At 61.3% G+C, this 25,572-nt stretch carries 19 protein-coding genes, 1 tRNA gene and 1 rRNA gene; 7 read left to right on the top strand and 14 right to left on the bottom strand.

What is annotated here, in order from left to right:
• The first annotated feature begins 69 nt into the window (after nucleotides 1-69).
• Together MTP38_RS13495 and gluQRS are read left to right on the top strand one after the other, a co-directional pair.
• Complete coding sequence (locus tag MTP38_RS13495; RefSeq protein WP_249233848.1) at nucleotides 70-1,383, top strand: M18 family aminopeptidase; 1,314 nt, start codon at nucleotides 70-72, stop codon at nucleotides 1,381-1,383.
• Entirely contained in the window at nucleotides 1,380-2,327 is a 948-nt protein-coding gene (gene gluQRS, locus MTP38_RS13490; protein ID WP_249233847.1) for a tRNA glutamyl-Q(34) synthetase GluQRS, read from the top strand. The genes MTP38_RS13495 and gluQRS overlap by 4 nt, the downstream gene beginning before the upstream one ends.
• A 142-nt stretch (nucleotides 2,328-2,469) precedes the next feature.
• On the opposite strand, the gene MTP38_RS13485 is transcribed toward gluQRS, so the two are convergent.
• The 3 genes from MTP38_RS13485 to MTP38_RS13475 form a co-directional block, all read right to left on the bottom strand.
• Nucleotides 2,470-3,129, bottom strand: coding sequence for a phosphatase PAP2 family protein (locus MTP38_RS13485; protein WP_249233846.1), 660 nt, complete (start codon nucleotides 3,127-3,129; stop codon nucleotides 2,470-2,472).
• Between the two features lie 270 nt (nucleotides 3,130-3,399).
• Entirely contained in the window at nucleotides 3,400-4,905 is a 1,506-nt protein-coding gene (locus MTP38_RS13480) for a carbon starvation CstA family protein (RefSeq protein WP_249233845.1), read from the bottom strand.
• Between the two features lie 339 nt (nucleotides 4,906-5,244).
• A complete protein-coding gene (locus MTP38_RS13475; RefSeq protein WP_249233844.1) occupies nucleotides 5,245-6,165 on the bottom strand; it encodes a LysR family transcriptional regulator in 921 nt (306 codons plus the stop codon).
• A 146-nt stretch (nucleotides 6,166-6,311) separates the two neighbouring features.
• On the opposite strand from MTP38_RS13475, the gene MTP38_RS13470 reads away from it, so the two are divergent.
• A complete protein-coding gene (locus MTP38_RS13470; protein ID WP_249233843.1) occupies nucleotides 6,312-7,433 on the top strand; it encodes a ketopantoate reductase family protein in 1,122 nt (373 codons plus the stop codon).
• 9 nt (nucleotides 7,434-7,442) lie between these two features.
• Nucleotides 7,443-7,982, top strand: a complete 540-nt coding sequence (locus MTP38_RS13465; RefSeq protein ID WP_227621701.1) for a histidine phosphatase family protein — start codon at nucleotides 7,443-7,445, stop codon at nucleotides 7,980-7,982.
• 46 nt (nucleotides 7,983-8,028) lie between these two features.
• On the opposite strand, the gene MTP38_RS13460 is transcribed toward MTP38_RS13465, so the two are convergent.
• The 8 genes from MTP38_RS13460 to MTP38_RS13425 form a co-directional block, all read right to left on the bottom strand.
• Nucleotides 8,029-9,378, bottom strand: a complete 1,350-nt coding sequence (locus MTP38_RS13460; protein WP_249233842.1) for an MATE family efflux transporter — start codon at nucleotides 9,376-9,378, stop codon at nucleotides 8,029-8,031.
• 12 nt (nucleotides 9,379-9,390) lie between these two features.
• On the bottom strand, nucleotides 9,391-9,624 hold the full coding sequence (locus MTP38_RS13455; RefSeq protein WP_249233841.1) for a hypothetical protein: 234 nt from the start codon (nucleotides 9,622-9,624) through the stop codon (nucleotides 9,391-9,393).
• Nucleotides 9,621-12,944 carry an ATP-binding protein gene (locus MTP38_RS13450; protein ID WP_249233840.1) on the bottom strand — a complete coding sequence of 1,108 codons (3,324 nt, stop codon included), beginning with the start codon at nucleotides 12,942-12,944 and terminating at the stop codon, nucleotides 9,621-9,623. Before MTP38_RS13450 ends, MTP38_RS13455 begins: the two co-directional genes overlap by 4 nt.
• Complete coding sequence (locus tag MTP38_RS13445; protein ID WP_227621698.1) at nucleotides 12,941-13,549, bottom strand: DUF4194 domain-containing protein; 609 nt, start codon at nucleotides 13,547-13,549, stop codon at nucleotides 12,941-12,943. Before MTP38_RS13445 ends, MTP38_RS13450 begins: the two co-directional genes overlap by 4 nt.
• Nucleotides 13,533-14,966, bottom strand: a complete 1,434-nt coding sequence (locus MTP38_RS13440) for a Wadjet anti-phage system protein JetA family protein (protein WP_227621697.1) — start codon at nucleotides 14,964-14,966, stop codon at nucleotides 13,533-13,535. Before MTP38_RS13440 ends, MTP38_RS13445 begins: the two co-directional genes overlap by 17 nt.
• A gap of 130 nt (nucleotides 14,967-15,096) precedes the next feature.
• Nucleotides 15,097-15,672, bottom strand: a complete 576-nt coding sequence (locus tag MTP38_RS13435) for a hypothetical protein (RefSeq protein ID WP_249233839.1) — start codon at nucleotides 15,670-15,672, stop codon at nucleotides 15,097-15,099.
• Nucleotides 15,673-16,165: 493 nt separating this feature from the next.
• Nucleotides 16,166-16,495: an acylphosphatase gene (locus MTP38_RS13430; RefSeq protein WP_249233838.1), complete on the bottom strand. Its 330-nt coding sequence runs from the start codon at nucleotides 16,493-16,495 to the stop codon at nucleotides 16,166-16,168.
• A 7-nt stretch (nucleotides 16,496-16,502) separates the two neighbouring features.
• Nucleotides 16,503-18,158 carry a putative manganese-dependent inorganic diphosphatase gene (locus MTP38_RS13425; RefSeq protein ID WP_249233837.1) on the bottom strand — a complete coding sequence of 552 codons (1,656 nt, stop codon included), beginning with the start codon at nucleotides 18,156-18,158 and terminating at the stop codon, nucleotides 16,503-16,505.
• 286 nt (nucleotides 18,159-18,444) lie between these two features.
• Between MTP38_RS13425 and MTP38_RS13420 the strand changes: the two genes are divergently transcribed.
• A complete protein-coding gene (locus tag MTP38_RS13420) occupies nucleotides 18,445-19,803 on the top strand; it encodes an MATE family efflux transporter (protein WP_249233836.1) in 1,359 nt (452 codons plus the stop codon).
• Between the two features lie 65 nt (nucleotides 19,804-19,868).
• On the top strand, nucleotides 19,869-20,885 hold the full coding sequence (locus MTP38_RS13415; protein WP_249233835.1) for an ATPase P: 1,017 nt from the start codon (nucleotides 19,869-19,871) through the stop codon (nucleotides 20,883-20,885).
• Between the two features lie 54 nt (nucleotides 20,886-20,939).
• Here the strand turns inward: MTP38_RS13415 and MTP38_RS13410 are convergent, their stop codons facing one another.
• From MTP38_RS13410 to MTP38_RS13400, 3 genes are all read right to left on the bottom strand, one after another.
• The gene (locus MTP38_RS13410) at nucleotides 20,940-22,304 is read right to left on the bottom strand and encodes an MATE family efflux transporter (protein ID WP_249233834.1); all 1,365 of its coding nucleotides are present in this window, start codon (nucleotides 22,302-22,304) and stop codon (nucleotides 20,940-20,942) included.
• Between the two features lie 194 nt (nucleotides 22,305-22,498).
• Nucleotides 22,499-22,575: transfer RNA gene (locus tag MTP38_RS13405), tRNA-Arg, on the bottom strand.
• Between the two features lie 67 nt (nucleotides 22,576-22,642).
• The gene (locus MTP38_RS13400) at nucleotides 22,643-23,416 is read right to left on the bottom strand and encodes a type III pantothenate kinase (protein WP_227621849.1); all 774 of its coding nucleotides are present in this window, start codon (nucleotides 23,414-23,416) and stop codon (nucleotides 22,643-22,645) included.
• 584 nt (nucleotides 23,417-24,000) lie between these two features.
• On the opposite strand from MTP38_RS13400, the gene MTP38_RS13395 reads away from it, so the two are divergent.
• A 16S ribosomal RNA gene (locus MTP38_RS13395) occupies nucleotides 24,001-25,511 on the top strand.
• The last annotated feature ends 61 nt before the right edge of the window (nucleotides 25,512-25,572 follow it).

Raw genomic sequence — 25,572 nt, 5'->3', positions numbered from 1 at the left:
TGACCTTTCCTGCCCGGAGGGCTATAATAAAGGATACATGAATCGTCAAAATATCAAGGAGAAATAACTATGAAGAATGCAGCTTTTTCGATGGAAGAGCTTTTCCGTTTTCTGGACGCAGGCGTCAGCGCCTTCCACTCCACGGCGGCCGCTGCGGCCATTCTGGAGGCTGAGGGCTATGTGAACTGCCCTGAGAGCGCCGCATGGGAGCTGGCCCCCGGCGGCAAGTATTACACCACCCGCAACGGCTCTGCCGTGCTGGCGTGGCGGATGCCGAAGGGGGAGCTGACCGGCTGGCACGCCGCTGCCAGCCACAGTGACTCGCCTACTTGGCGCATCAAGCAGTTCCATACCGAGGACGGAGTCTTTGCCAAGGCGGAGGTCGAGGGCTACGGCGGCATGATCATGCCTTCCTGGTTTGACCGTCCCCTGACGGTGGCGGGCCGCCTGCTGGTGCGCACCGGGAGCGGCATCGAGAGCCGTCTGGTCTGCCCTGACCGTGCGCTGGCCTGCATCCCCAACCTCTGCATCCACTTCAACCGCGACCTCAACAACGGCATGAAGTACAACCCGCAGGTGGATCTGCAGCCCATCTTCGGCGGCAAGGGCGGCAGCCTGAAGGACGTTCTGGCGGAGGAAGCCGGCGTGAAGGCCGAGGACATCCTCGATGCCGACCTCGTCCTCGCCACCCGCGAAAAAGCCGTCCGCATGGGCCTGGACGGCGAGTATTTCATGTCCGGCCGCATCGATGACCTCGAGTGCGCTTACACCACCCTGTGGGGCTTTTTGCAGGGCCGGGGCGAGGAAGAGGGCCGCGGCGACATCTGGGTGATGTTCGACAACGAGGAGGTCGGCTCGTCCAGCCGTCAGGGCGCTCAGGGCACCCTCATGGCCGATGTGCTGGCCCGCATCGAGGAGAGCATGGGCGTCAGCCGGGAGCAGAGCATCCGTGCCCGCACCAACGCTCTGGTGCTCAGCGCCGACAACGGCCACGCCACCCATCCCAACCACCCTGAAAAGAGCGACCCCGCCAACCCCGTCGTCATGGGCGGCGGCGTCCTGCTGAAGTATAACGCCCGCCAGACCTACACCACCAGCGGCTTCACCGGTGCAGCCTTCACGGCCATCTGCAAGAAGGCTGGGGTTCCGGTGCAGGTGTTCGCCAACCGCGCCGACGTGCCGGGCGGTTCCACGCTGGGCAATCTGCTGGGCCACCAGATCCTGATGCCCATGGTGGACATCGGTCTGGGCCAGCTGGCCATGCACTCCGCCATGGAGACGGCCAGCTGCGCCGACGCCGAGTACATGGCAAAGGCCGTGGCAGAGTATTATAACACCCCCATCTTCCAGCCGAAGGACGGGGAGTGGAAGCTGGGCCTGTGAGCGCAGCAGTAGGGCGGTTCGCTCCCAGCCCCAGCGGGCGGCTGCATCTGGGGAATCTGGCGTGCAGCCTCCTTGCATGGCTGAGCGTGAAGCGTCAGGGCGGGCGCATCGTCCTCCGCATCGAGGACTTGGACGCAGAGCGCTGCCCCCGCAGGTACGCCGACCAGCTGGAAGAGGACCTCGCATGGCTGGGCCTTGTCTGGGACGAGGGCGGCAGCCGGGGCGGGCCGCACCCGCCCTACTACCAGAGCGAGTGCAGCGGCATCTACGCCGAGAGCTACCGGAAGCTCGAGGCCATGGGCCTCGTCTACCCCTGCTTCTGCTCCCGCAGCCAGCTCCACGCAGCCAGCGCGCCCCACACCTCGGACGGCAATGTCATCTACCCCGGCACCTGCCGGGGTCTGACGGCGGCGGAGATCGCTGAGAAGCGGAAAAAGAAAGCTCCTGCTTACCGCCTCATGGTTCCGGACGAGGATGTCACCTTCACCGACGGCTGTATGGGCGTCCACACCGAGAATCTCCTGCACGACTGCGGCGACTTCTACCTCCGCCGTGCCGACGGCGTGTTTGCTTACCAGCTGGCCGTCGTGGTGGACGACGCCCGGATGGGTGTCACCGAGGTGGTGCGGGGAGCCGACCTGCTCTCCTCCACGGCGCGGCAGCTCTATCTTTACCGGCTGCTGGGCCTGCCTGCGCCGCATTTTGCCCATTGTCCGCTGCTGTTGGCTTCGGACGGGCGGCGGCTGTCGAAGCGGGACGGCGACCAGAGCCTTGAGAACCTCCGCGCCCGCTATACAGCCGAGGACATCGTGGGCCGTCTGGCCTATGCCTACGGCTTGCAGGAAGAGCCTGCACCCCGGACGCCGGAAAGCCTCATCAAGGACTTCTCGTGGGAGAAAGTGCCGAAGGCGGACATCTGCCTGCCGGAGGGGCTGTTTGAATAATTGATAGGTACCCCTGATACTGGGACACCCAGCATCAGGGGTATTTTTGTATACGCTAATTCTTTTCAAGTGCGCAGAAAACTTGAGGATACAAAAAAGACCCTCAGGTCTCTCCCAAAGAAACCTGAGGGTCAACAACGGCTCAGAGCCGCTGCGGCACTCTCCGCACATCTCCCGAGCGCTCGAGGGTCGTGGCGGCGGCGTCCAGCGCAAAGGCCAGCGCTGCGCCCAGCGCCACGTCGATGCAGCTGTGCTGCTTGAGCAGCATGGTGGACAGGATGATGGCGACGCCCAGCACATTGGCGGCAGGCCGCATCCAGCGGCGGCGCGGCTCGTCGAAGCAGCGGCTGCGGCGGTAGCCGATCATCAGAGTCACCGAGTTGAAGACGTGGATGGAAGGACAGACATTCTTGGAGCTGTCAACGGCGTAGAGCATCCGCACCAGACGAGCGAAGATGTCGCTGCCATACACCCGGTAGGGCCGCAGGGCAAGCCCCGTGGGCAGCAGGACGTAGCAGCTCAGAGCGATGGTCATGCCGGTGAACAGGCACAGGCAGACCCGCCAGAAGTCGCTGCGGTCGCCCCGCAGCAGCAGATAGAACAGGGTGAAGGGAATCCACGCAAACCAAGCAAAATAAGGGACGATGGCGTATTTGCAGAAGGGGATGACATCGTCCAGCTGACAGTGCACCCAGATGGCGGGGACGGTGACGTTCACCTCGAGCCAGTGGAATGCGGTCAGATAAAATACCGTATAAAGAGCCATGAAAGAGACAGGATGGCGTGCAAACCAGCTGCGCATCGATAACACTTCCTTTTTGGGGCACACGTTTCGGACTTACCCCGGCAGCATAGCATTATACGCCCTGAGCAGGAAGAAAACAAGACAAAAATCTGACAATCTTACTAAAACACGCCGCGAAAAATTGTGCATATGGTCGGCTGTTTCTGGCCCACAAACAAAAACAAGCCGCTGCCAGCTGGCAGCGGCTTGCCGCTTGAAATTCAAGCAGTGCCGTCCGGAATGGGTACACTCAGACGGCGGCGAAACTCAGACGAGTACGCCGGGCTGTTATGCAGCCTTCTTCTGGGTATTCTTCTTGGTCGCGTGCAGGAAGATGGCCAGCATTGCGACGGCGAAGATGACGCCGAAGGGATACGCAACAGCGGTGTTGTAGATGGTAGCGCCCTCAGCGGTCTTGCTGTTGAGGATGCTGCCGAGGCACTCAGGAGCCAGAACGAAGTAAGTAGAGGAGACTGCGCTCATGAAGGTAGCGGGAACAGCGGTGATCCAGTAGTTCTTCTTCTCCTGGAAGAGGTACATGGAAGCAGCCCACAGGACGATCATGGCCAGAGTCTGGTTGGTCCAGCTGAAGTAGCGCCAGATAACGGTGTAGTTGATGAAGCCCAGTGCATTGCCGATGCCGAGGAAAGCGCCGACGCCCAGAACGGGCACGCAGAGCTTCAGGCGGTTTGCGTAGCTGTCCTGATCGATCTTGAACCAGTCGGCCAGAGTCAGACGAGCGGAACGGAATGCAGTATCGCCAGAGGTGACGGGGCAGATGACGACGCCGATCATAGCCAGCGCGATGCCCACGCCGCCCATGGTCTTGGAGCAGACGTCGTAGATGGCGGCGGACTGGCCCTCAGCCAGAGCAGCTGCCAGACCGGTGTTCAGGCCGCCGGTGATCTCGTACAGAGAGCAGCCAGCTGCGGCCCAGATCAGAGCGATGATGCCCTCGCAGACCATTGCGCCGTAGAAGACGAAGTGGCCCTGCTTCTCACTCTTCATGCAGCGAGCCATCAGAGGCGACTGGGTGGAGTGGAAACCGGAGATAGCACCGCAGGCAACGGTAATGAACATGAAGCTCCAGATCGGAGTTCCGGAGGGATGCATGCTGCCGAAGTGCTCCCAGATCTCGGGGATGGTGTAAGCGGGGTTGGTGAAGATGCCGAAGATAACGCCGACAGCCATGATGATCAGGCAGATGCCGAAGACGGGGTAGATCTTACCGATGATGGCGTCGATGGAGATGAAGGTTGCGATGAAGTAGTAGACCAGAATGATGATCAGCCAGAACAGGGTGGTGGTCAGAACGCCGGACATACCACTGTTCTTGCACAGGGTCACGATCAGGCCGGCAGGGCCGACTGCGAACACGGTACCGACCATGATCAGCAGCACGACGGAGAACACACGCATGACGTTCTGCATCACAGGGCCGAGGTACTTGCCGGTGATCTCTGCGATAGAGCCGCCGTCATTACGCTCGCTCATCATGCCGGAGAAGTAGTCGTGCACACCACCGGCAAAGATGGTACCGAAGGTGATCCACAGGAACACCACAGGGCCCCACAGAGCACCCTGCAGTGCGCCAAAGATGGGGCCGAGGCCCGCAATGTTCAGCAGCTGGACCAGAAACAGCTTCCACTGAGGCATCACGACGTAGTCAACGCCGTCGTTGATGCGGACAGCAGGAGTTTCACGGTCATCGGGTCCGAACGTGTTGTCAACGATCTTGCCGTAGACGAAGTAGCCGCCGATCAGGATCGCTAAACAGAGTAAGAAACTAATCATACCAGAAACCTCCTTTTTGATTTTCTGCAAGCTGGCCCCATTCTGCCAGCTGCCAAAATCATCCTTGGCCTTATGTTAACACATTCTTCATAAAATGGATAATATGCTTCTGGTATGGGCTGTATATCAAAAAATATATGGCACATCACCTTGTTTGTGAGGCAATATGCCATATTTTAACGCAGATAAGAGAAAAAATGAAGGGCGTTTCCCTTTGAAACGCTCCCGGGAAGATGAGGGAGACATATCGCCGAAAATTTCGGCTCTTTTTTGTGCAGAGTGCCAGGAAAAACCGCTTTTTTGCCTCTTTTCGTGGCTTTTCTGCCGAAAGCGGCGGGCTTATTTTACCGTGAGGGCGGCTTCCCGGTGGAGCAGGTCGATAAAGGTCTGCTCTTCGGGGCGGAGTGCGCCGTGGTCGGGGCAGACCAGCACGTCCCGCATGACCTGACGCTGGGCGGGGCACTTCCGCAGCACCAGATGGAACTGGTCCAGCGCCCGCTGGGGCATGGGAGAGGCCCACATATAGGCCGAGGGCAGCTGCTGCAGGATGGAGAACTGGCTGCACCGCTCGTAGACATGGATGCGGCGGCTGTCGTTGACGTGCCAGCGCACGCCGTCGCCGCCGTCCTCGCCGGGCAGCTGGAAGTCGTCGTGCATGATCTCCATATAATGGTTCAGCTCGGCGAGGTCTTTCACCTCGTGTCTGGCCAGCGGGCCGTCCCGGTTGGTGAGCAGGCGGTACTCGAACTCCATCACCGGCTCCATCTTGAGGCCTCGGCGGGCACAGTAGTGAGTGTAGTGGTAGTCGTCCTCGGCGGCATACCGCAGCAGCGCCAGATGATAGCCCCGGCGCAGCACGAAGTCCAGCGCCTCCATCGAGCCGCCTTCCCGGATGTGGATGCGGAGCTGGTCGGCCCCGGCAGCCTCCTTCAGGAAATCCACCGCCGCATAGGAGGCGTAGGTGGCGTGGGGGATCATCACCCGCAGCTCGGCGCAGCGCTCCCGGGCGTGGTGGGCGTCCTCGGTAAGGCGGTCTACCTCTTCCAGCACCCGCGCGGCCTGCTCGATGAACCGACGTCCCTGCTCAGTGGGGATCATGCCGGTGGAGGAGCGCTCGAAGATGCGCAGGCCGTACTCCTCTTCCAGATTCTTCAGCGCCTTGCTGACGTTGGGCTGGGCGGCGTAGAGCTGCTTTGCCGCAGCGCTCACCGACCCCCATTTCTTGATCGCAACGAGATAACGCAGTTCCGTGATGTTCAAAGCCCTTCCTCCCCCTGTCAACGCAGATTCCCCTCTATTTTATCAGCCCGGCGGCAGACGTGTCAAGCTGTGGTTGACGGGCCGGACCGCCCGGCTTATAATAAAGGAAAACGCCCCGCGCAGGAGCGGGGCAGGAGGTGGAGCAGATGGAGCGCTGCCGCGTTCTGCGCATCGAAGAACAGATGTATGGCTGCGAAGAGCTGCCCGAAGGGGCCGAGGTCTGCTGTGATGTGACGGTGGAGGCGGCGGACGGCACCCGGAAGACCCTGTCCTGCCCCGACGCCGCGCTGATACGGCAGGGCATCGGCGAGGGAGACCGGGTGCTCTGGGACGGCATGGAACTGAAAAAGGAGAGGAACAGCATGAAAAAGATCGAGACTTCGGCCCTCATCGGTCTGGGTGCACTGGGCATTCTTTTTGGCCGGAAGATGCCCGGCGTGAAGGTCATTGCGGACGCCGGGCGCATCGCCCGCTACTCGGCCCAGCCGGTGGTCTGCAACGGCGAGGAGTGCCATTTTGACTACGTCACCCCCGAGCAGGGCCAGCCGGTGGACCTCCTTCTGGTGGCCGTCAAGGCCACTGTGCTGGAACAGGCCATCCGGGACATGAAAAAGTTCATCGGCCCGGATACCATCATCCTCAGCGTCCTCAACGGCATCACCAGCGAAGAGGACATTGAGGACGTCTACCCGGGACACTGTCTGTGGAGCGTCGCCATCGGTATGGACGCCACCCGTGTGGGCCGCAGCCTGACCTTTGGCGCGCCGGGCCGCATCCAGTTCGGCGAGAAGAACGGCGAGATGACCGACCGCGTCAGGGCCGTGGATGAGTACCTCACCGCCTGCGGCATCGCCAGCGAGCCGTGCAGCGACATCCTTTTCAAACAGTGGAGCAAGCTGATGGTCAACGACGGCCTGAATCAGGCCGCCGCAGCCTTCGACCTGCCCTACGGCGGCCTGACCAAGCCCGGCCCGGCCTACGACAAGATGCTCGAGGCCATGCAGGAGGTCATCGACCTGTCGGTGCTGGAGGGAGTCAACCTGCCCGCCGACAACCACAAGGCCTTCCTCGAGTCTATGGCCCCCACCTTCAAGCCCGACGGGATGCCCAGTATGCGGCAGGATGTCCTCGCTCAGCGTCCCACCGAGGTGGAGGAGTTTGCGGGCGTCGTCCGCCGTCTGGCGAAAAAGCACGGGATGCCCACCCCGGCCAATGATTTCTTCTACGAGAAGATCCGGGAGATCGAGGCCGGATACCACAAGGAATAAGGAGATGCCATGCACAACATTTATTTCGCCCGTCACGGCGAGACGGTCTGGAACGTCGAGAATAAGATCTGCGGCATGACCGACAGTCCCCTCACCGAGAAGGGCCGTCAGCAGGCCCGGGAGCTGGGCCGGAAGGTCCGGGAGAGCGGCGTCCGTATCGACGAGATCCTCTACTCGCCCCTGAGCCGCGCCGCCGACACCGCAAAGGCCGTGGCCGAGGCCACCGGCCTGCCCGCCCGCTGTGAGCCGCGTCTGCGGGAACAGTGCTTCGGCCGCTACGAGGGCACGCCCCGGGACGGCGCGGAGTTCCGCATCTCCAAGACCCACTTCGCCGACCGCTACGGCGACGGCGAGAGCATGATGCAGCTGGCCCAGCGCATCTATAACCTGCTGGACGAGCTGCGGCAGGACGAGGACAAGACCTATCTTCTCGTGGCCCATAACGGCATCGCCCGGGTGGTGGAATCCTATTTCCACGACATGACCAACGAGGATTACGCCGCCGCAGGTATCAAAAACTGCGAGATGGTGGAGTATCGGTTCGAATAACAGCAAAAGGCCGTCGGGGACTTCCCGGCGGCCTTTCTTTTCAACATTATGCCTTGCGGTAGTGGAAAACTTTGTCTTTCCGGACGAACATCCGCACGGTGACGCAGAGCGCACCGGCCTCGGCCACCGTGACAGCCAGCCAGACGCCCTCGATGCCCAGCACGAGGGGCAGGAGGATGAGGGCCAGCAGCTGGAACAGCAGGGTGCGCAGGAAGGAGATGAGCGCACTGGTCACGCCGTCACCCAGCGCCGTGAAGAAGGAGGAGCCATAGACGTTGAAGCCCATGAGGAAGAAGTTCAGGGCGTAGACGCGGAAGGCGTGGCTGGTCAGCGCCAGCAGCTCGGCGTCGTAGCCCACGAAGATGCGGGCCACATAGGGGATGAGGACCATGGAGAGGGCCGTCATGAGGACGGCCACCACGCCGATGAGGCGAAGGCTCTTGGAGTAGAGGTTGTTCAGCTCGGCATGGTTGCGTGCGCCGTAGTGGTAGCTGACGATGGGGGCGCTGCCGACGGCATAGCCCACGAAGACGGCCACGAAGAGGAAGGCCGCGTACATGATGACGCCATAGGCCGCCACACCGTTTTCGCCCGCGAAGCGGAGGAGCTGGTAGTTGTAGAGGATGTTGACCAGAGACATGGACAGGTTGGTCATCAGCTCCGAGGAGCCGTTGATGCAGGCGCTGCGGATGACGCCGCCGTTCCACTGGGTGCGGCCCAGATGGATGGAGGAGGTGGAGCGCCTGCTGAGGAAGTAGAGCAGGGGCAGCACGCCGCCCACGGCCTGACTGATGAAGGTGGCGATGGCTGCGCCCTCCACGCCGCCGTGGAGCATACCCACCAGCAGGACATCCAGAACCATGTTGGTGCCGCCCGCCGCCACCGTGAACGCGAAGCCCAGATGGGGCTTTTCGGCGGTGACGAAGAAGCTCTGGAACAGATTCTGCAAAATAAAGGTGGGCAGGCTGGCCATCAGGAGGCGGCCATACCGGACGGCGTAGTCCAGCATCTCGCCCTCTGCGCCCAGCAGCGCCGCCGCCGGGCGGACGATGAGAACACCGACAGCGGCGAGGACGATGCCCGCGAGGAGGGCCGTCCAGACGAAGAGGCTGAAATAGCGGTCGGCCTTTTCCCGGTCGCCCTCGCCCAGCGTGATGCCCACGATGGCGCTGCCGCCGGTGCCCAGCATGAAGCCCACCGAGCCGACCAGCATCGGCACGGGCATGATGAGGTTGACGGCGGCAAAAGCCGTCTTGCCCACAAAGTTCGAGACGCACAGGCCATCCACGATGCCGTAGATGGAGGTGAACAGCATGGTGCCGACGCAGGGCAGCACGAATCGCAAAAGGCGGCTGTAGTTGAAATGGTCGGACAACTGTATTTTCTGCTTTGACATGGGTGCTCCTTGTTACATTCCGGGCCGCCAGCCGGTGCAGTAGCGGGCATAATCCCGGTCGGCCTGTTTGACGTAGAGCACAAGCTCCTCGCTGCCGTCCTTTCGGGTGCGCTGACGCACCTTGGTGGGCAGGTTCTGGCGGTGGAGCAGCTCCATCTCGTCCCGCAGCTCTTCTTCGTTGTCAAAGGTGTCCAGCTCGGTCCAGTGGGTGGCAAAGAGCCAGAATTTTACAAGATGTTCGTTCAAGGTTCGGCCTCCTGTCGGCTGTCAGATGGATTCAGACGGTAAAAGGGCGCGATGGCGTTCACATCGCCGTGGCGCACGATGGAATAGGTGATGTCGCAGTAGGGCTGGATGGCGGTGCTCTTCTCGACGGTGGAGATGAGCAGGACTTGTAACTGCATCCGGCGGAACAGCTCCATCATGGGGCGGATGCGGTCGCTGGTCATCTTGCTGAAGGCCTCGTCCAGCAGCACCAGACGGATGCTGTTCTCGCTCTTCTGATAGATCTGGAGCAGCGACGCGCAGATGGCCACATAGAAGGGGGCCTGATTCTCGCCGCCGGAGGAATCCCGGCTGACCCGGGAGAGGGAGGCCTGCTGGCCCGAGACGGTGTTGGTCACTTTGATGTCGTAGTCGAGATAGGTGCGGTAGTCCACATAATCGGAGAGGGCCACGCCCTCGGGGCGGCGTCCCTCCTGACGGGCGCGGGTGTTCTCGTCCACATCGGCCATGATCTTTTCCATCAGCTCGTCCACCTGACGCTCATAGACGGGGTCGGCGGTGGCGGCGAGGTTGTCCAGCGAGTCGCCGTCGGTCATCTGCTGGTTGCCCTTGTCCACGATGACCTGATAGAACGCGGCCAGCTGGGGGTCGCGGCTGGGGCCAAGCTCGAAGCGGTAGACCTCTTCGCCGTAGGTCAGCTGTTCCATCACCTTGTTCAGCTCCCGGAACTGCCGCCGCGCGTTGAAGATGTCGTCCTTCATCCGGAAGAGGATGTCCTTGCGGAAGCGGTCCTTGCAGTCCCGCTGAGCCTGCTCGAGGCGGGCGGCGTACCGCTCAAGGTCGATGCGCACGAGGCTCTCATACTGGGCGCGGTACTGCTCGATGCCCGCAAGGCCCAGCGGATAGTCGCAGACATAGCGGGCGTTGTATTCCTTCTGGGCAGGCTCCAGCGTGCCGGTGAGGTAGACGGCCAGCGCATCGTCCAGCCGGGCCTGCGCCTTTTCGGCGGACTGGGCCGCAGCGTGCGCCCCCTTCTCTTTGCTGAGGGCGGCGAAGCGCTCCCGGGCCAGCGGCTCAAGGAGCGGATACTGGCCGAAGAACCGGTCCGCAGCCTCCTTCGCCAGCCGGGCCGTCTCCCCGGCCCTGGCCTGTTCGGCCTCGCAGGAGGCCAGCTGCTTTTCGCAGACCCGGATGTCGCCGCCTGCCGTCTCCACGGCGGCGCGGGCGGCGTCCCATGCAGCCTCCCGGGTCTCGTCCTCCCGGTAGAGCTGCTGCAGCATCGGGTTCTCCCGGCACTCGGCCAGCTTCTGCTCCTGTGCGGCGCAGTCGGCCCGGGCCGCTTCCTGCGCGGCACGGGCGTCCCACAGCCCGGCCAGCTCGTCCATGACGCTGCTGTGCAGCACATCCTGATAGCTGTCCCGGGCGGCTTTGAGGGCGGCGGCGGACTGGGCCGCTTCCTTGCTGCGGGCAGACAGCGCATCCAGCGCCTCGGCCAGCGCCTCGGCCCGGGCGCGGCGTGCGTCGAGGCCGATGTACCGCTGGGGCGTGCGGAGACGCTCGAGGCGGAACGGATGATGGCGCAGCAGGTCGCGGGTGGCGCTGTCGGGATAGTTTTCCAGCGTGTCGGGGGTGTCGCAGCAGACGATGCGCCGCAGGATGGTGTCGGCATACTGCGCAGCCAGCGGGTTTTCGCTCCGGACCTGCGCGGCGAGGCTGTCGGCGGGGGCGGAGTCGGCTTTCCGGTTGGCGGTGCGGATGCTGGGGGTGTCCAGCAGACTGATGGGGCCGACCTTGTCCCGCAGGGCCACGAAGGCGCTCTTGGCGGCGGCATAGTGGGCCGGCGGCACGAGGATGTCGAACCGGCGGTCGCCGAGGCAGGCTTCCACGCAGTCCTGCCAGCTCTCGTCCTCGACACTCAGCAGCTCGCAGAAGATCTTTGCGTCCGGCGTCATGCCCCGGCTCTGCAGCTCGGCGTTCACGGCGTCCCGCACCTTGGTGGCGGCGTCGCCGTGGGGGTAGACCCACCGGCCGCCCGAGACGGAGGCCAGCTCGGCCTGCTTCGCCTGCACCTCGGCGGTGAGGGCGTCGGCAGTCTGCCGCGCGGCGAAATACTGCTCTTCCAGCGGCTTTTCCAGTCCGGCAAGGGCGGCTTGGAGCTGGGGCAGGGTCTCGGCGGTCAGGGAGGCGGGCCAGAGCGTTTTTTCCACGGGGAAGCCGCTCCGGTGGAGGCTCTGCAAGAGGGTCTGCACCTTTCCGGCGGCGGCTTCGCTCTTGGCGGCGGCGCGGCTGGCCTTGTCCAGTGCGGTCTTCTTGCGGGAAAGCTCTTCGCTCAGGGCGTCCAGCGCTCGGCCCTCGCCGCTGGCGGCGGCACTGTGGGCCGTGAGATAGGCCCGGCGGGCTTCGGCTTCGGCGTCCTTGGCGGCGGCATAGCGGGCCGTCAGCTCCTCATGCTGGCGCTTTCCGGCGGCAAGATGCTCCTGCCAGCGGCTCGTCCCGGCGGCAGCTTCTTCGGCCCGGGCCAGCAGGGCGGTGCCCCGGTTGACGAGGGCCTCCGTCTCCTTCTGGGCGGCCTCGCGGCCATAGGCCACGATCTGTTCCAGCGCGGCGGCGCGGGTCTGGGCCTCGGCCAGCACGGCGTGGAGGTTCTCCAGCTCCACGCGGTCGCCCTGCAGGGCCTCTAGGTCCAGTTCGGGCTGGGGCAGGATGTATTGATACAGAAATTCCCGGAAATTCGGGATCTCGTCCATGCTGGTGCCCATCTGGAACACTTCGTTGAACTTCTTGCCCAGCGGGCTTGCGGCCCGGCCGATGCCCAGCGCCCGACAGATGCGGTCCCGGGCCTCGCCGGGGCTGCGGGTGTAGGAGAGCCGCCCTACGGCAGGCTTGAAGTTCTCCTTGGAGCTGGGCGCACCGGTGCGGGGGTCGATGAAGGGCAGCTGCTCGAGGGTGCAGCCGTCCTCAGAGAGATACCATGTCTGATCGCCGGGGTGCAGCTCCTGCATGGGGCCTTCCGACTCCACCCGGACGGCGATGACGAAGGGGGTGCGCTTGGCACTGTCCCAGAACTCCGCGCCGATGTAGGCAACGGTGCGGCCCGGGCGGCGGTAGGCGTTCTCGCCGCGCTGTTTGGCGTGGACCGAGCCTTGGAGGGTGCGTCCGCTCTTTTTATTGCCCAGCGCATTGAAGCTGCGGTTGGTGGTCAGGCAGTAGCGGATGGCGTCGAGGATGGTGGTTTTGCCCACGGCATTGACGCCGATCATATAGGTCAGGCGGGCGCAGTCGAAGGTCACGTTCTCGAAGTTGTGCCAGTTGATGAGCTTCAGGCGCTTTAATTCGATCATTCTTCCACCTCCACGGCAGCTGCGCCGTCCTCCGGCCGCTCATAAAGCGAAAGCTCGCTGCGGGTGCGGCCTGCCTCAGCGGCAGCGTCTGCGAGGTCGGCGTCCGGCAGAGCAAGCAATACAGTGGGAAATACTTCGATGCGGCTGTCCAGACCGGAGAGCCGCCCCACAGGCCGGGCCAGATTGTACCGGCGCAGGGTGCGCAGCAGCCGCTCGAGGGTGGGCTGGTCGAGGCGGCGGGGGAGGTTCATCTTCTGAAGCTCGGCCTGCACCTCCTCGACGGTCACAAGCACCTGATCGGCGCTGGCGGAAAGGCTCTCCCGCTTCTGGAGATAGAGCAGGCGCAGCACCAGCAGCAGGATGCTCTCGTATTTCAGGAGCCGGGCCTGACTGCCCTCGTGCTCGTTGACGAGGGCGGCCGCCTGCAGCGGGGCGGGGTAGAGCACCACGGCATAGCCCAGCGGTGCAAACACGGCCCGCACCTCGCTGAGGTGGTCTTGGACGTAGAGATATTTTGCGCGCTGGTCTTCCACGCCGCCCAGCACAAAGCAGTGGTTGAGCAGATAATTTGCGCATTCTTCCAGCATTTTATTCGTTTCGGTCATCTTCGGCCTCCTCCTTGCGGGGTGTCAGGATAAATTCTTCGAACCGGAAGCCGCCCCGCTGGGTCCACTCGCCGGTGAGCCGGATGTCATAGCAGCGCCGGGGCGACTGGGAGTAGGTGTGCAGCCCGATGATGCGTGCAAAGTCGCCGGGGTACTCGTCGGCGAGGGTGGAGGCTGCGACCCGGGGCCGCGCGGCCAGTGCCTGTCGGGCGAGGATGTCCACATTCTCCTCGGTGACGGCCATCCGGGCGTAGTCGAGAAGAAGCTTCTGCTCCCGGCGCAGCTGCGCTTCGTCCAGCTGCCCGGCCTGCACCGGGGCCAGCGGCGTGTCGGTGCGGGGCGCGGCGGGCGGGTAGAGGGGCTTTTCGCCGAAGACCTGCACCGGCCAGAGATGGAGCCGCCCGGCCAGCGGGCCGTCGTCCGGCTCGAAGAGCTGGTCCGGCGTTTTGATCTCCTCGGCGTACCGACGCAGCAGGGCGGTGACGCTGCCCTGCGCTGAACGGTCGCTTAACAGCAGGAACTGCGCCCGCTGGACGGCCCGCTTGCGGTAGCGGACATGACTGGCGTCGATCTCCCGGATGAGGGTGCTCATCTCTTCCAGTGCATCCCGCTGTTTCTGGATGAGGGCGCGGACGGCGGGGGCTGCCTCGCCGGGGGCGCAGCGCTCTACCCGGGCGTAGTCCAGAGCCAGCTGGGGCAGGTAGTTGGCCTCGCAGTTGTCCAGCCCTTCTTCGAGGAAGGCACGGTAGTTGAAGAGGTTGTCGCTGGTCTTGAAGCGGTGGTAGGCCGCAGCCACCACCTTCTCCTCGTACTGGTCGAACAGCTCCAGCACCTCCTGCGGGGTGCGGTTGCGGGTGAGGCGGTCGATGTAGTGGCCGATGGAGGCGTTGAGGGCGCGGAGAGAGCGATTCAGCGCCTCAAGGTCGCCTGCCACCTCCCGCAGCACGTTTTCGTAGGGGCTTTTCTCTTCGCCCACATTCTGCAGCAACTGCCACGCCTTGTAGAGCTTGCCGGTATAGGTGACGACCCGGGGGTTGAGGATCTCTTCCAGCGCCTCGAGAAGGGGTGTCACCTCGGGCACGAAGGCCAGCGCAGGCTCTTCCTCGTAGCTGCCGGGCTGTTCGGTCAGCCAGCCGGTGCGCCGCAGCCGGAGCAGAAAGCCCAGCGCCAGCGTGTGGGGGTCGCGGGTGGGCTGCTCGGCCTCATCGCCCGCGTCGTCCGCGTCCAGCGCCAGAGGCTTTGCCAGCGCGGCGAAATAGTCCTCGGCCCGGGACACGGCCTCGGCCCGCAGGATGCTGTAATCTGCCGTATGGCGGCACTCCTCCCACAGCAGGAGCAGCAGCTCCGCATAAAATGCCCGGTTCGGCCCCGCCAGCGGGCGGAACAGCCGCGGGCTGACCAGTTCAAACAACTGCATCCGTATGCCCCTTTCAATCGGTAAATATCGACTTCTATTGTACCACAGAGTTTGCGTTTTTGCCATAAAACTGCAAAAAGCCCCGGAAGCGGCGGGGACGCCGCACTTCCGGGGCTGGTCAGGCTTTTATTCAGTTGGAATCGCTCAGAGATATTTTCATTTTGACGCCCAGCGAAACGTAGGTCTTTCCGTTGATGGTCTTTGCCGCGACGCCGATAGCGGTGACTTCGGCGCCTTTATCCGTGAAGCCTTTGAGAGCACTCTTGTATGCGGATGTGACCGAGGAAATGTCCATGTTTCTCAGCATTTCCGAGGTGATTTCCCGCACCTTGTAATGATAGCCACGCATCAAATCCACGTTGGAGTCCTCAGGCAGGGGGAGCGCATACATCATGATGCCCTGCGCTTTATCGACCTTTGACCACTTGTTTGTGAGAACATTGTGGTTTTCGTCTTCCATATTAAGATGGAAATTGCCATCAGCCGGTTTGATACAATCAAAGGAAGTTTCGGCCAGAGCCTTGGCTTCAGGGTCATTGGTCGTCATGCCGACGTCTTTGCTATAAACGGAAAAGAAAGCGTCCTCCACCTGCTGCTCGAAGCTTGCAGGATTGCCGCCGCCACCGCCGCCGTTGCAAGAAGCGAGCAGCAGCATCGTCATTGCACCCGCCAACAGAAGGGCTGTGAGCTTTTTGAACTTTTTCATCGTCAAGTCTCCTTTGTTTTACTGGAAACACTATACAATGCAATTTTACCCCCCCCCGTATGAGTTTGTCAATCAGCAAAATGACAAAATTCACTCCCGCTTTTTGGGAAAAGTATACCATCCTCCGGTGGGGCAAATAAAAACACAGGCCGGCAAAGCGGTATAAAACCCCTTTGCCGGCCCGTGCGGCGCTCCCTTATTCCCAAGCCGAGCGGCAGAGCCGCGGAAAGGCTTGACAATGATTGACTCGATGATAGCACAACCTTGGTGCTCTGTCAACCGGAACGTGAAAAAAAGTAAGATGTGCGGAAGGATTTCTCCAATCTTTTCCTGAAATTACACACATTTTCCACGAATTTGTGATAGCTTTATTTTCAGAAGAACTCCCCGACAATGTACTCGTTCGTAATACAAGGCGGAACTACTCCTGATAGATGCACAACAGCCCCCCGGAATGCAGGACTCCGGGGGGCTTCGTGTTTATAAGAGGCGTTTACCAGCAGCCGCGCACCCGGAAATCCCGCTCCCATGGGTCGGGGGCGAGGTCGCGCTGGCGGAGCGAGGTGATCTGGATATAGTCGCTGCGCTGGATGAGGGCGAACAGCTTGAGGAAGAGGGCCGGGTCGCCCTGCACCTCCAGCGTGACCGAGCCATCGTCCTCGTTCTCCACCCAGCCGGTGAGGCCGAGGCTCTGGGCGGCGTACCGGGCGCGGTAGCGGAAGCCCACGCCCTGCACCTGCCCTTCGATGGAGTACCGCCGTCGGACGGTGCCCTCGGGCAGGGTGGGGGGCTGGCGGTCCTTTTCATTCAGAAAATCGAACATAAGCGGCTTACAGCTCCTGATATGCGCTCATCAGAGCGGGGATGAACTGCTTTTTGCGGCTGACGACGCCGGGCAGCGTCCAGCTGCCGTCCTCTTCCGGCTCCTTCTCGAAGCCGCTGCGCAGCATCTCGTCGGCATGACGGCCGGTGCAGATGACCACGCTCTCCTCCTTGGGCACGTCGGTCAGCAGCATATAGAGGTCTTCCACGTTCTGCTTGCCGCAGGCCTCGGGCAGATAGGGGGTGAGCAGCTGCTGGGCGGCTTTGAGGTTCTTGCGGGTCATATAGCTGCCCTGCGCCACGCCGAAGCGGACGTCGCCGCACATGAACACCTTGAAGTCCTGCAGGAAGACCTCCTCGGCGGTCTTGCCGTCCAGCTTCTCGCCGGCCTCGAACATCTCAGAGGCAAAGGCATCGATCTCGACACCTGCGATCTTGGCGAGGCGGTTGGCGGTGGAGACATCGACGGGAGTGCAGGTGGGGCTGCGGAAGACCAGTGTATCGGAGAGGATGGCCGCCAGCAGCAGACCGGCGATCTGGGGCCGGATCTCGACGCCGTTCTCGTCGTACATCTGGGTGATGATGGTGGCGGTGCAGCCCACAGGCTGATTGCGGAAGTAGACCGGGCCGCTGGTCTCGAGGCTGCCGATGCGGTGATGGTCGATGATTTCGAGGATCTCGGCCTGATCGAAGCCCTCGACGGCCTGCGTGGCCTCGTTGTGGTCCACGAGGATAATGCGGCGCTTGCGCAGCGCGATGATGTTGCGGCGGCTGACCATGCCGCAGTACTTGCCTTCCTCGTCGAGGATGGGGAAGTAGCGGTGGCGCACCTTGGCCATCACGCGGGTGACATCGGCCACCGGAGTGACGAGGGTGAACTTCATGATATCGTCGCGGGTCATATAGTAGGAGATGGGGGCGCACTGGCTCACGAGCTTGCCGGCGGCGTAGGTGTCGCAGGGGGCGGTCATGATGGCCACGCCCGTCTCCTCGGCGATGCGCTGGATGGTGCGGCCCACCTTGGCCCCGTTGCAGATGATGAGAAGGGAGGCCTCCTTCTCGATGGCGCAGAGCTGGCTCTCGTAGCGGTTGGTCAGGATGACGATGTCGCCCTTTTCGACGTTGCTTTCCAGCATCTCGGGGGTGGCGGTGCCGATCTTGATGTGTCCAGTGGTGCAGACGGCGCTCTCGTCGCCCACCACCATGGTTCCGCCAAGGGTGTCGAGGATATTCTTATAGGTGGTCTTGCTCTTGGCGAGGACACCGGTATCGAAGATGTCCATGTTGGCCGTGGCGATGTCTTTCACGGTGATGACGCCCTCCAGCTCGTTGTCGGCGCTGGTGATGGGCAGGGTGTCGATCTGCTGGTCGCGCATGATCTGCCACGCCTTGCGCAGGCTGGTGGAGCCGGGGATGCCGGGCATCTCGCGGTAGTCTACGTCACGGATCTTGGGGTTGACGTCGGTGCACATCCGGGGCGGCTGGACGCCGAACCGCCTGAGCACAAATTCAGTCTCCTGATTCATCCGTCCGGCCCGGCGGGCCTCGCAGACGAGGGAGCTTGTCTTATTTTTCAGCTCTGCGTAAGCGATGGCAGAGCAGATGGAGTCGGTGTCCGGGTTGCGATGCCCGATGACCACGACCTTATGGGCTGTCTTTGGCATGGATTCCTTCCCCCTTTATGGGTCTTGTCCTTCTTATCCGTCATGCCGGAGCGTCGGCCCGATTTTTCTGCGCCCCTGCACGGCGCAGAAAAGGGCGGCACTCTGGCAGCTTTCATTGTAACACAAGATAGAAGGGGGGTAAAGTGGTGCAGAAGAGCGGAAATCTTAAAATTTTGAGAGATTCTTGTATACATCTCCTTGCCTTTTCGGAGAGGACGCTGTATCATAGGAATATGTCTGTCTACTTTTAAGAAAAGCCCCCTCGGGGGGCAGCGCGGAGGAACGAATGACCAGCACAAAATTCGAGTCGAAGCCTTTGTTTACCCGCCAGCAGCTGACGGCGCTGCTGCTGCCGCTCATCGCGGAGCAGGCCCTGAGCGTCACCATCGGTCTGGCCGATACCCTCATGGTGTCGTCGGTAGGCGAGGCGGCGGTGTCGGGCGTGAGCCTTGTGGACACCTTCAACACCCTGATGATCCAGATCATGACGGCGCTGGCCACCGGCGGTGCGGTGGTCGCCAGCCAGTACATCGGCCACCGGGAGGAGAAGAACGCCCGGGCCGCGGCCGCACAGATCCTGTTCATCATGTCCAGCTTCAGTGTTCTGGTGGCGGCGGTGGTCGTGGTGGGCCGCCACGCCATCCTGCGGGGCATCTTCGGCGCCATCGACGCCGACGTTATGCGGTACGCCGAGACGTATTTCCTGCTGTCGGCCCTGAGCTACCCCTTCATCGGTCTGTACAATGCGGGCGCGGCCCTCTTCCGGGCGCAGGGCAACAGCAAGATCAGCATGATGTCCAGCCTCGTGATGAATGTGGTCAACATCGGCGGCAACGCCATCCTCATCTTCGGCTTTGGGATGGGGGTCATGGGCGCGGCGCTGGCCAGCCTCATCTCCCGTGCGGTGGCCTGCTGCGCCGTCCTCTTCCTGCTGCAGAAGCCGGATTGTATGCTCCGCATCACCGGTCTGTCGGCCCTCCGGCCGGACGGCGGGCTGATCCGGCGCATCCTGCGGGTGGGCATCCCGGCGGGCATCGAGAATGGGATGTTCCAGATCGGCAAGCTGTCGGTGGCCAGCCTCACCAGTACCCTCGGCACCGCCGCTATCGCCGCCAACGCCGTGGCCAACACCACCAGCACCTTCCTGAATATCCCGGCCAACGCCGTCAGCATGGCGGTGCTCACGGTGGTGGGCCAGTGCCTCGGCGCGAGCGAGAAGGAGCAGGCGGTCTGGTATGCCCGCCGCCTGCTTCTGGTGGCCTACTGCGGCGCGTGGGTCATGAACCTGTCGGGCTTCTTCTTTGCCGACCGCTGGGCGCTGTCGTGGTTCAACCTTTCGCCGGAAGCTTCGGCCATGGCCCTTGAGGTCATGATGTGGTTCAACATCGTCTCCCTCTTCTTCTGGCCCTCCAGCTTCACCCTGCCCAACATCCTCCGCTCCGCCGGCGACGCCAGCTTCACCATGGCTGTGAGCATCGTGTCCATGTGGGTCTTCCGGGTGGGCTTCTGCTACCTGTGGGTGCTGCGGATGGGCGGTGGGCTGCTCAGCATCTGGATGGGAATGTATCTCGACTGGGTGTTCCGCTCCCTCTGCTTTGCGGTGCGCTTTGTCCGGGGAAGATGGCTTGAAAAAACGGTCATCTGAAACTGCCTCTTGCTTTTTTCTGCTCAGAGTGGCAGAATGAGGGAAAAGAAAGAAGGGGATCTCCTATGCTGTTTCATCCTGCACAACTGGGCCTTGCCCATCTGGACAAGGCAACGCTGGAAGCCGATAAGAAAGCCTGCAAAAAGATCGGCCCCTGCGGCGTGGGCAAAAAAGCCCTCTATCTCAACAGCTTCTACATCGACCGTCGGTATTATCTGCCCTACGGCAGCATCAGCCGGGTGTTCAAGCGGGTCGCCATGAGTGAGGGCGGTTTCTCCGGTAAGGGGATGTTCGCCTCGATGGCTTACCTCGTGGTGGAGTACGACGGCGGCAAGCAGAAGCAGTGCAACTTCAAGGATGAGCGGGACGTGGACGCCCTGCTGGAAGTTCTGGCGAAGGAACAGCCGAACATCCCCCGTCTGAGCACTGCCGGTGAGGCCGAGCTTGCCCGTCAGAAGGCGGAGAAAGCTGCCCGCAGACTGCCCCAGCTCTCGAAAGAGGCCGAGCAGAGCGTGGGCCAGCTCAGGCGTGCGGCGGACTACCTCGCCAAGAAGCCGGAACTGGCCAAGGAACTGAGCGCCGCCGAGCGCCGCAAGCGTGCTCAGCTGCAGAGCAAGCCGGTGTATAAGTATGTAGCCCTCATCATCAGCCTTCTCGGTGTGGTGTCTGCGGCCTATGGCATCCAGAGCATCCTCAACCACACCGGGAACTACGGCATCTACTTTGCCCTGTTCGGCTTTGCGGCCATCTTCCTCTTTTCCAGCTACAACATGATGCCCACGGCCCACAACAACCACAAGTCCATCATGGCCCGGGCCGACAAGGCCGAAGCAGCCATGGCCGAGTACATCCGGGCTTACCCCGGCGGCAGCTTCCCGGTGCCGGACATCTACGCCCACCCTGTGGTGCTCAAGCAGATGACCGACGCCATTCAGGAGGGCCGGGCCGTGACCCTGCCCGAGGCCCTTGCAGCGGTAAAGAACCGCCTCAAGGAGGTCAACGCCGACGTTCAGGTGGAGCAGGAGGAGTACGACGAGATCGTCCAGATCAAGGCCATGTTCCTCAACCACGATTATCAGTAAGATCAGGAAATGAAAAATGCCATCGCCGCGGGGCGATGGCATTTTTGCTGTCTGTTAAAGCTCAGCGGCAGGCTGGGAGAAGATCTTCATGCTCTCCTTGTAGGAGTGGGCGAAGTAGAAGATCTCAGCGATGGCCGTCAGCGCCCAGGAGCAGGGGTAGAGCAGGTAGAGCGAGGGGATGGTGTGGAAGTGGGCGAAGATGGTGTAGACCCAGATGACCCGGAACACGCAGGAGCCGAGGACAACGATGACGGTGGGGACCACCGTCTTGCCAAGGCCGCGGGAGGCGGCGATGGTGCAGTCCATAAAGGCCGAGATGCAATAGGCAAAGCCCATGACGCCCACACGCTTCATACCGGCGTCGATAACGGCGCTCTCGGTGGTGAAGAGGGCAAGGAACTCCCGCCCGAAGAGGAAGAGGGCACTGCCCAGCACGAGGCCGACGCCGAAGGAGTAGACGAGGCTGATGAAGTAGCTCTTCTTCACCCGGTCGGGCTTGCCTGCGCCGTAGTTCTGGCTCATGAAGCTGGCACAGGCCATGTAGAAGGCGGCCATGGCGTCGTAGATCAGGTTATCGGCATTGGCGGCGGCAGAGTTGCCCTTGACCATAAGGGAGTCGAAGGAGTTGACACCGGCCTGAATGAAGAGGTTGGCGATGGCAAAAATGGCGTTCTGAAGTCCGGCCGGGATGCCCAGCGCAAGGATGCGCTGGGTAGTGGCAGGGTCGAGAGCGGCTTTGTGGAAGTCGAGGGCGTAGCAGTCCTTCACGCGGGTCAGCGCCCGCAGGACGAGGAAGGCCGAGACGCACTGGGAGATAGCGCTGGCCAGCGCCACGCCTGCCACGTCCAGACGGCAGACGATGACGAAGAAGAGGTTGAGCAGGATGTTCAGCACGCCCGCGATGCAGAGGTAATAGAGGGGCTTCTTCGTCTCACCGATGGCACTGAAGATGGCGTTGCCGAAATTATAGAGGGCCAGCGCCGGCATACCGAGGAAGTAGACCCGCAGGTAGAGCACTGCACCGGGGTAGAGGTCCTCTTTGGTGTTGAGCAGGTGGAGCAGGGCCGGTGAACCCAGCAGGCCGACGAGCAGGAGCAGAATGCCCGCCGCCAGACTGACCAGCAGGGCCGAGTGGACGGTCTTTTCCACATCGCTGGCATGGCGTGCGCCGTAGAACCGGGCCACCAGCACGTTGATGCCGTTGCTCAGGCCGATGAGAAAGCCGGTGAACAGGGTGACGAAGATGCTGGTGGAACCCACCGAACCGAGGGCGGTAGAGCCTGCGAAGCGGCCCACCACGGCCACGTCCGACATGTTGAAGAGGACCTGCAGCAGGTTGGACAGGACCAGCGGCAGGCTGACCAGAAGGATCTGTTTGGCCAGAGGGCCTTCGGTCAGTGACTTTGTGGATGAACTCATGTTTTTTTCCTTTTTCTTATCCCGAAGCGGTGCCCGCGCACACCGGGGCACAAGCTCTATTATAAAGGAGTTTTACTTTTTTGCAATATGATTCTTGACTTCTGAAAATGAGTTCTCCCGGCAGACGCTCCGACAGGCTGGAAATTGCATCTGCAATAAAGAAAGACCCATACACAATGTGTATGGGCCTTTCTTGGTGCGACCGGGAGGATTCGAACCTCTGGCCTTCCGGGTCGGAGCCGAACGCTCTATCCAGCTGAGCTACGATCGCACGATATGCACTGGTGAACCAGTACAATATAGTATAGCACAGCCTCGCAAAAAATGCAAATAAAACTTCAGCGGCGGTTCCGCAGCCAGATGCGGTACAAGCCGTCGGTGATAAGAGTCTCCCGGTAGAGGATGGGGGTGCGGCAGGCCTCCCGGATGGTCCGGGGCAGATTGCCGGTGGCGTAGAATTTTGTTTCGGGGCCGAGTTCGGCACAGAAACGGCTGGCCAGCCCGTCCAGCATCCCGGCAGTGCCCAGCACAAAGCCATTTTGCAGACAGGCGGCGGTGTTTTTGCCCAGCACAGAGGCGGGCGCGGGGGCAGAGAGGTCGATCTGGGGAAGCTGAGCGGTGTTCTGCACCAGTGCGGCCAGCGAGAGCTGCGGCCCGGGCAGGATGACGCCGCCCACAAGCTCCTGCCTCCCGTTGACGGCCATCAGGGAGATGGCCGTGTCGGCTGAGATGACCACCAGCGGGCCGGAGCCTTCCGCCAGTGCAGCCACTGCGCCGCAGAGCAGCTCTGCACCCAACTGGGCGGGATTGTCCAGCCGGAGGCGGATGCCGCTCTTGAGTCCCGGCCCGACGGTCAGGATGCGCACCGGGCAGAGCATCTGCAATGCTGCCAGCACCCGTCCGGTCAGCGCAGGCACTACGCTGCCCAGAATGCCGCCCTCGATCTGCTCAGGTGCGGCCCTGTGGAGCGAAAGCAGATTGACCAGCCGCAGTGCGTATTCATCGACGGTGGCGGCGGGGTCTGTGTGGAGCCGTCCGCAGAATATCAGGTCATCGTGCTCGTAGCCGCCAATGGTGATGTGGGTGTTGCCGAGATTGACGGTAAGGATCATGGTTGGGGCCTCCCTGCTTGCATATAATGTATATATAATATATAGCACCATAGACTCCCCTTGGCAAGGGGAGACACTGCGGCCGTGGCCGCAGCGGAGGGGTTGGGGGCCTGCCGGGAGATGATTTTTGAAGAGAAAAGAAAAAACTTGAAAAAAGAAGTAAAAAAGTGTTGACATCCGGGCGGTGATGTGGTATTATACTTGAGCGCCAAGCGCTGAGACAAAAGAATGACTTCCGAGTCTCAGCTAGAAGTAAAGCGAAAAGAACCAATAGACGCGAGAAAGTCCGGCAGGAATGCGAGAGACTTTCGATATGCTCCAAGTTCGGTAAGAAACGAAAAACTTCGAAAAAATAAAGCTTGACAAAAAACCACTTCTGTGGTAAAATGATTAAGTCGTCAGCCGCTTGGCTGAGGCGCTACAGGACCTTGAAAATTGAACAATATCGAAAAACTTGTAACGGAACCTATTTTCGTGTTGGAAAAACACGTTAAACAATTCCAAACAAAGTAATTCACACAGGACGCAAGCGATTGCGTGCTGAGCGAAGAGAGATTTAACACTTTTTAAGTGATAAATATCATTTAATAAAGAGTTTGATCCTGGCTCAGGACGAACGCTGGCGGCGCGCCTAACACATGCAAGTCGAACGAGAGAGAAGGAGCTTGCTTCTTCGATCGAGTGGCGAACGGGTGAGTAACGCGTGAGGAACCTGCCTCAAAGAGGGGGACAACAGTTGGAAACGACTGCTAATACCGCATAAGCCCACGGGTCGGCATCGACCTGAGGGAAAAGGAGCAATCCGCTTTGAGATGGCCTCGCGTCCGATTAGCTAGTTGGTGAGGTAACGGCCCACCAAGGCGACGATCGGTAGCCGGACTGAGAGGTTGAACGGCCACATTGGGACTGAGACACGGCCCAGACTCCTACGGGAGGCAGCAGTGGGGAATATTGCACAATGGGGGAAACCCTGATGCAGCGACGCCGCGTGGAGGAAGAAGGTCTTCGGATTGTAAACTCCTGTTGTTGAGGAAGATAATGACGGTACTCAACAAGGAAGTGACGGCTAACTACGTGCCAGCAGCCGCGGTAAAACGTAGGTCACAAGCGTTGTCCGGAATTACTGGGTGTAAAGGGAGCGCAGGCGGGAAGACAAGTTGGAAGTGAAATCTATGGGCTCAACCCATAAACTGCTTTCAAAACTGTTTTTCTTGAGTAGTGCAGAGGTAGGCGGAATTCCCGGTGTAGCGGTGGAATGCGTAGATATCGGGAGGAACACCAGTGGCGAAGGCGGCCTACTGGGCACCAACTGACGCTGAGGCTCGAAAGTGTGGGTAGCAAACAGGATTAGATACCCTGGTAGTCCACACCGTAAACGATGATTACTAGGTGTTGGAGGATTGACCCCTTCAGTGCCGCAGTTAACACAATAAGTAATCCACCTGGGGAGTACGACCGCAAGGTTGAAACTCAAAGGAATTGACGGGGGCCCGCACAAGCAGTGGAGTATGTGGTTTAATTCGACGCAACGCGAAGAACCTTACCAAGTCTTGACATCCCTTGACGAACATAGAAATATGTTTTCTCTTCGGAGCAAGGAGACAGGTGGTGCATGGTTGTCGTCAGCTCGTGTCGTGAGATGTTGGGTTAAGTCCCGCAACGAGCGCAACCCTTATGGTCAGTTACTACGCAAGAGGACTCTGGCCAGACTGCCGTTGACAAAACGGAGGAAGGTGGGGATGACGTCAAATCATCATGCCCTTTATGACTTGGGCTACACACGTACTACAATGGCGTTAAACAAAGAGAAGCAAGACCGCGAGGTGGAGCAAAACTCAGAAACAACGTCCCAGTTCGGACTGCAGGCTGCAACTCGCCTGCACGAAGTCGGAATTGCTAGTAATCGTGGATCAGCATGCCACGGTGAATACGTTCCCGGGCCTTGTACACACCGCCCGTCACACCATGAGAGCCGGGGGGACCCGAAGTCGGTAGTCTAACCGCAAGGAGGACGCCGCCGAAGGTAAAACTGGTGATTGGGGTGAAGTCGTAACAAGGTAGCCGTAGGAGAACCTGCGGCTGGATCACCTCCTTTCTAAGGAGTCAGGCAAGAACGAAACATCGAAGATGGTTTGTTCTTGGAACAGGTGACAGAG

It is taken from the genome of Faecalibacterium sp. I3-3-89, from assembly GCF_023347275.1.
GTDB lineage: Bacteria > Bacillota > Clostridia > Oscillospirales > Ruminococcaceae > Faecalibacterium > Faecalibacterium butyricigenerans.
The sequence above is the reverse complement of the archived record's forward strand: the minus strand, read 5'-3'. Positions and strand labels throughout refer to the sequence as shown.

Excerpts from the sequence above, each read along its gene's own strand:
- MTP38_RS13495 (WP_249233848.1), top strand. The coding sequence starts at position 70 with ATGAAGAATGCAGCTTTTTCGATGGAAGAGCTTTTCCGTTTTCTGGAC.
- MTP38_RS13485 (WP_249233846.1), bottom strand. The coding sequence starts at position 3,129 with ATGCGCAGCTGGTTTGCACGCCATCCTGTCTCTTTCATGGCTCTTTAT.
- MTP38_RS13480 (WP_249233845.1), bottom strand. The coding sequence starts at position 4,905 with ATGATTAGTTTCTTACTCTGTTTAGCGATCCTGATCGGCGGCTACTTC.
- MTP38_RS13470 (WP_249233843.1), top strand. The coding sequence starts at position 6,312 with ATGGAGCGCTGCCGCGTTCTGCGCATCGAAGAACAGATGTATGGCTGC.
- MTP38_RS13465 (WP_227621701.1), top strand. The coding sequence starts at position 7,443 with ATGCACAACATTTATTTCGCCCGTCACGGCGAGACGGTCTGGAACGTC.
- MTP38_RS13460 (WP_249233842.1), bottom strand. The coding sequence starts at position 9,378 with ATGTCAAAGCAGAAAATACAGTTGTCCGACCATTTCAACTACAGCCGC.
- MTP38_RS13450 (WP_249233840.1), bottom strand. The coding sequence starts at position 12,944 with ATGATCGAATTAAAGCGCCTGAAGCTCATCAACTGGCACAACTTCGAG.
- MTP38_RS13445 (WP_227621698.1), bottom strand. The coding sequence starts at position 13,549 with ATGACCGAAACGAATAAAATGCTGGAAGAATGCGCAAATTATCTGCTC.
- MTP38_RS13440 (WP_227621697.1), bottom strand. The coding sequence starts at position 14,966 with ATGCAGTTGTTTGAACTGGTCAGCCCGCGGCTGTTCCGCCCGCTGGCG.
- MTP38_RS13435 (WP_249233839.1), bottom strand. The coding sequence starts at position 15,672 with ATGAAAAAGTTCAAAAAGCTCACAGCCCTTCTGTTGGCGGGTGCAATG.
- MTP38_RS13430 (WP_249233838.1), bottom strand. The coding sequence starts at position 16,495 with ATGTTCGATTTTCTGAATGAAAAGGACCGCCAGCCCCCCACCCTGCCC.
- MTP38_RS13425 (WP_249233837.1), bottom strand. The coding sequence starts at position 18,158 with ATGCCAAAGACAGCCCATAAGGTCGTGGTCATCGGGCATCGCAACCCG.
- MTP38_RS13420 (WP_249233836.1), top strand. The coding sequence starts at position 18,445 with ATGACCAGCACAAAATTCGAGTCGAAGCCTTTGTTTACCCGCCAGCAG.
- MTP38_RS13415 (WP_249233835.1), top strand. The coding sequence starts at position 19,869 with ATGCTGTTTCATCCTGCACAACTGGGCCTTGCCCATCTGGACAAGGCA.
- MTP38_RS13410 (WP_249233834.1), bottom strand. The coding sequence starts at position 22,304 with ATGAGTTCATCCACAAAGTCACTGACCGAAGGCCCTCTGGCCAAACAG.
- MTP38_RS13400 (WP_227621849.1), bottom strand. The coding sequence starts at position 23,416 with ATGATCCTTACCGTCAATCTCGGCAACACCCACATCACCATTGGCGGC.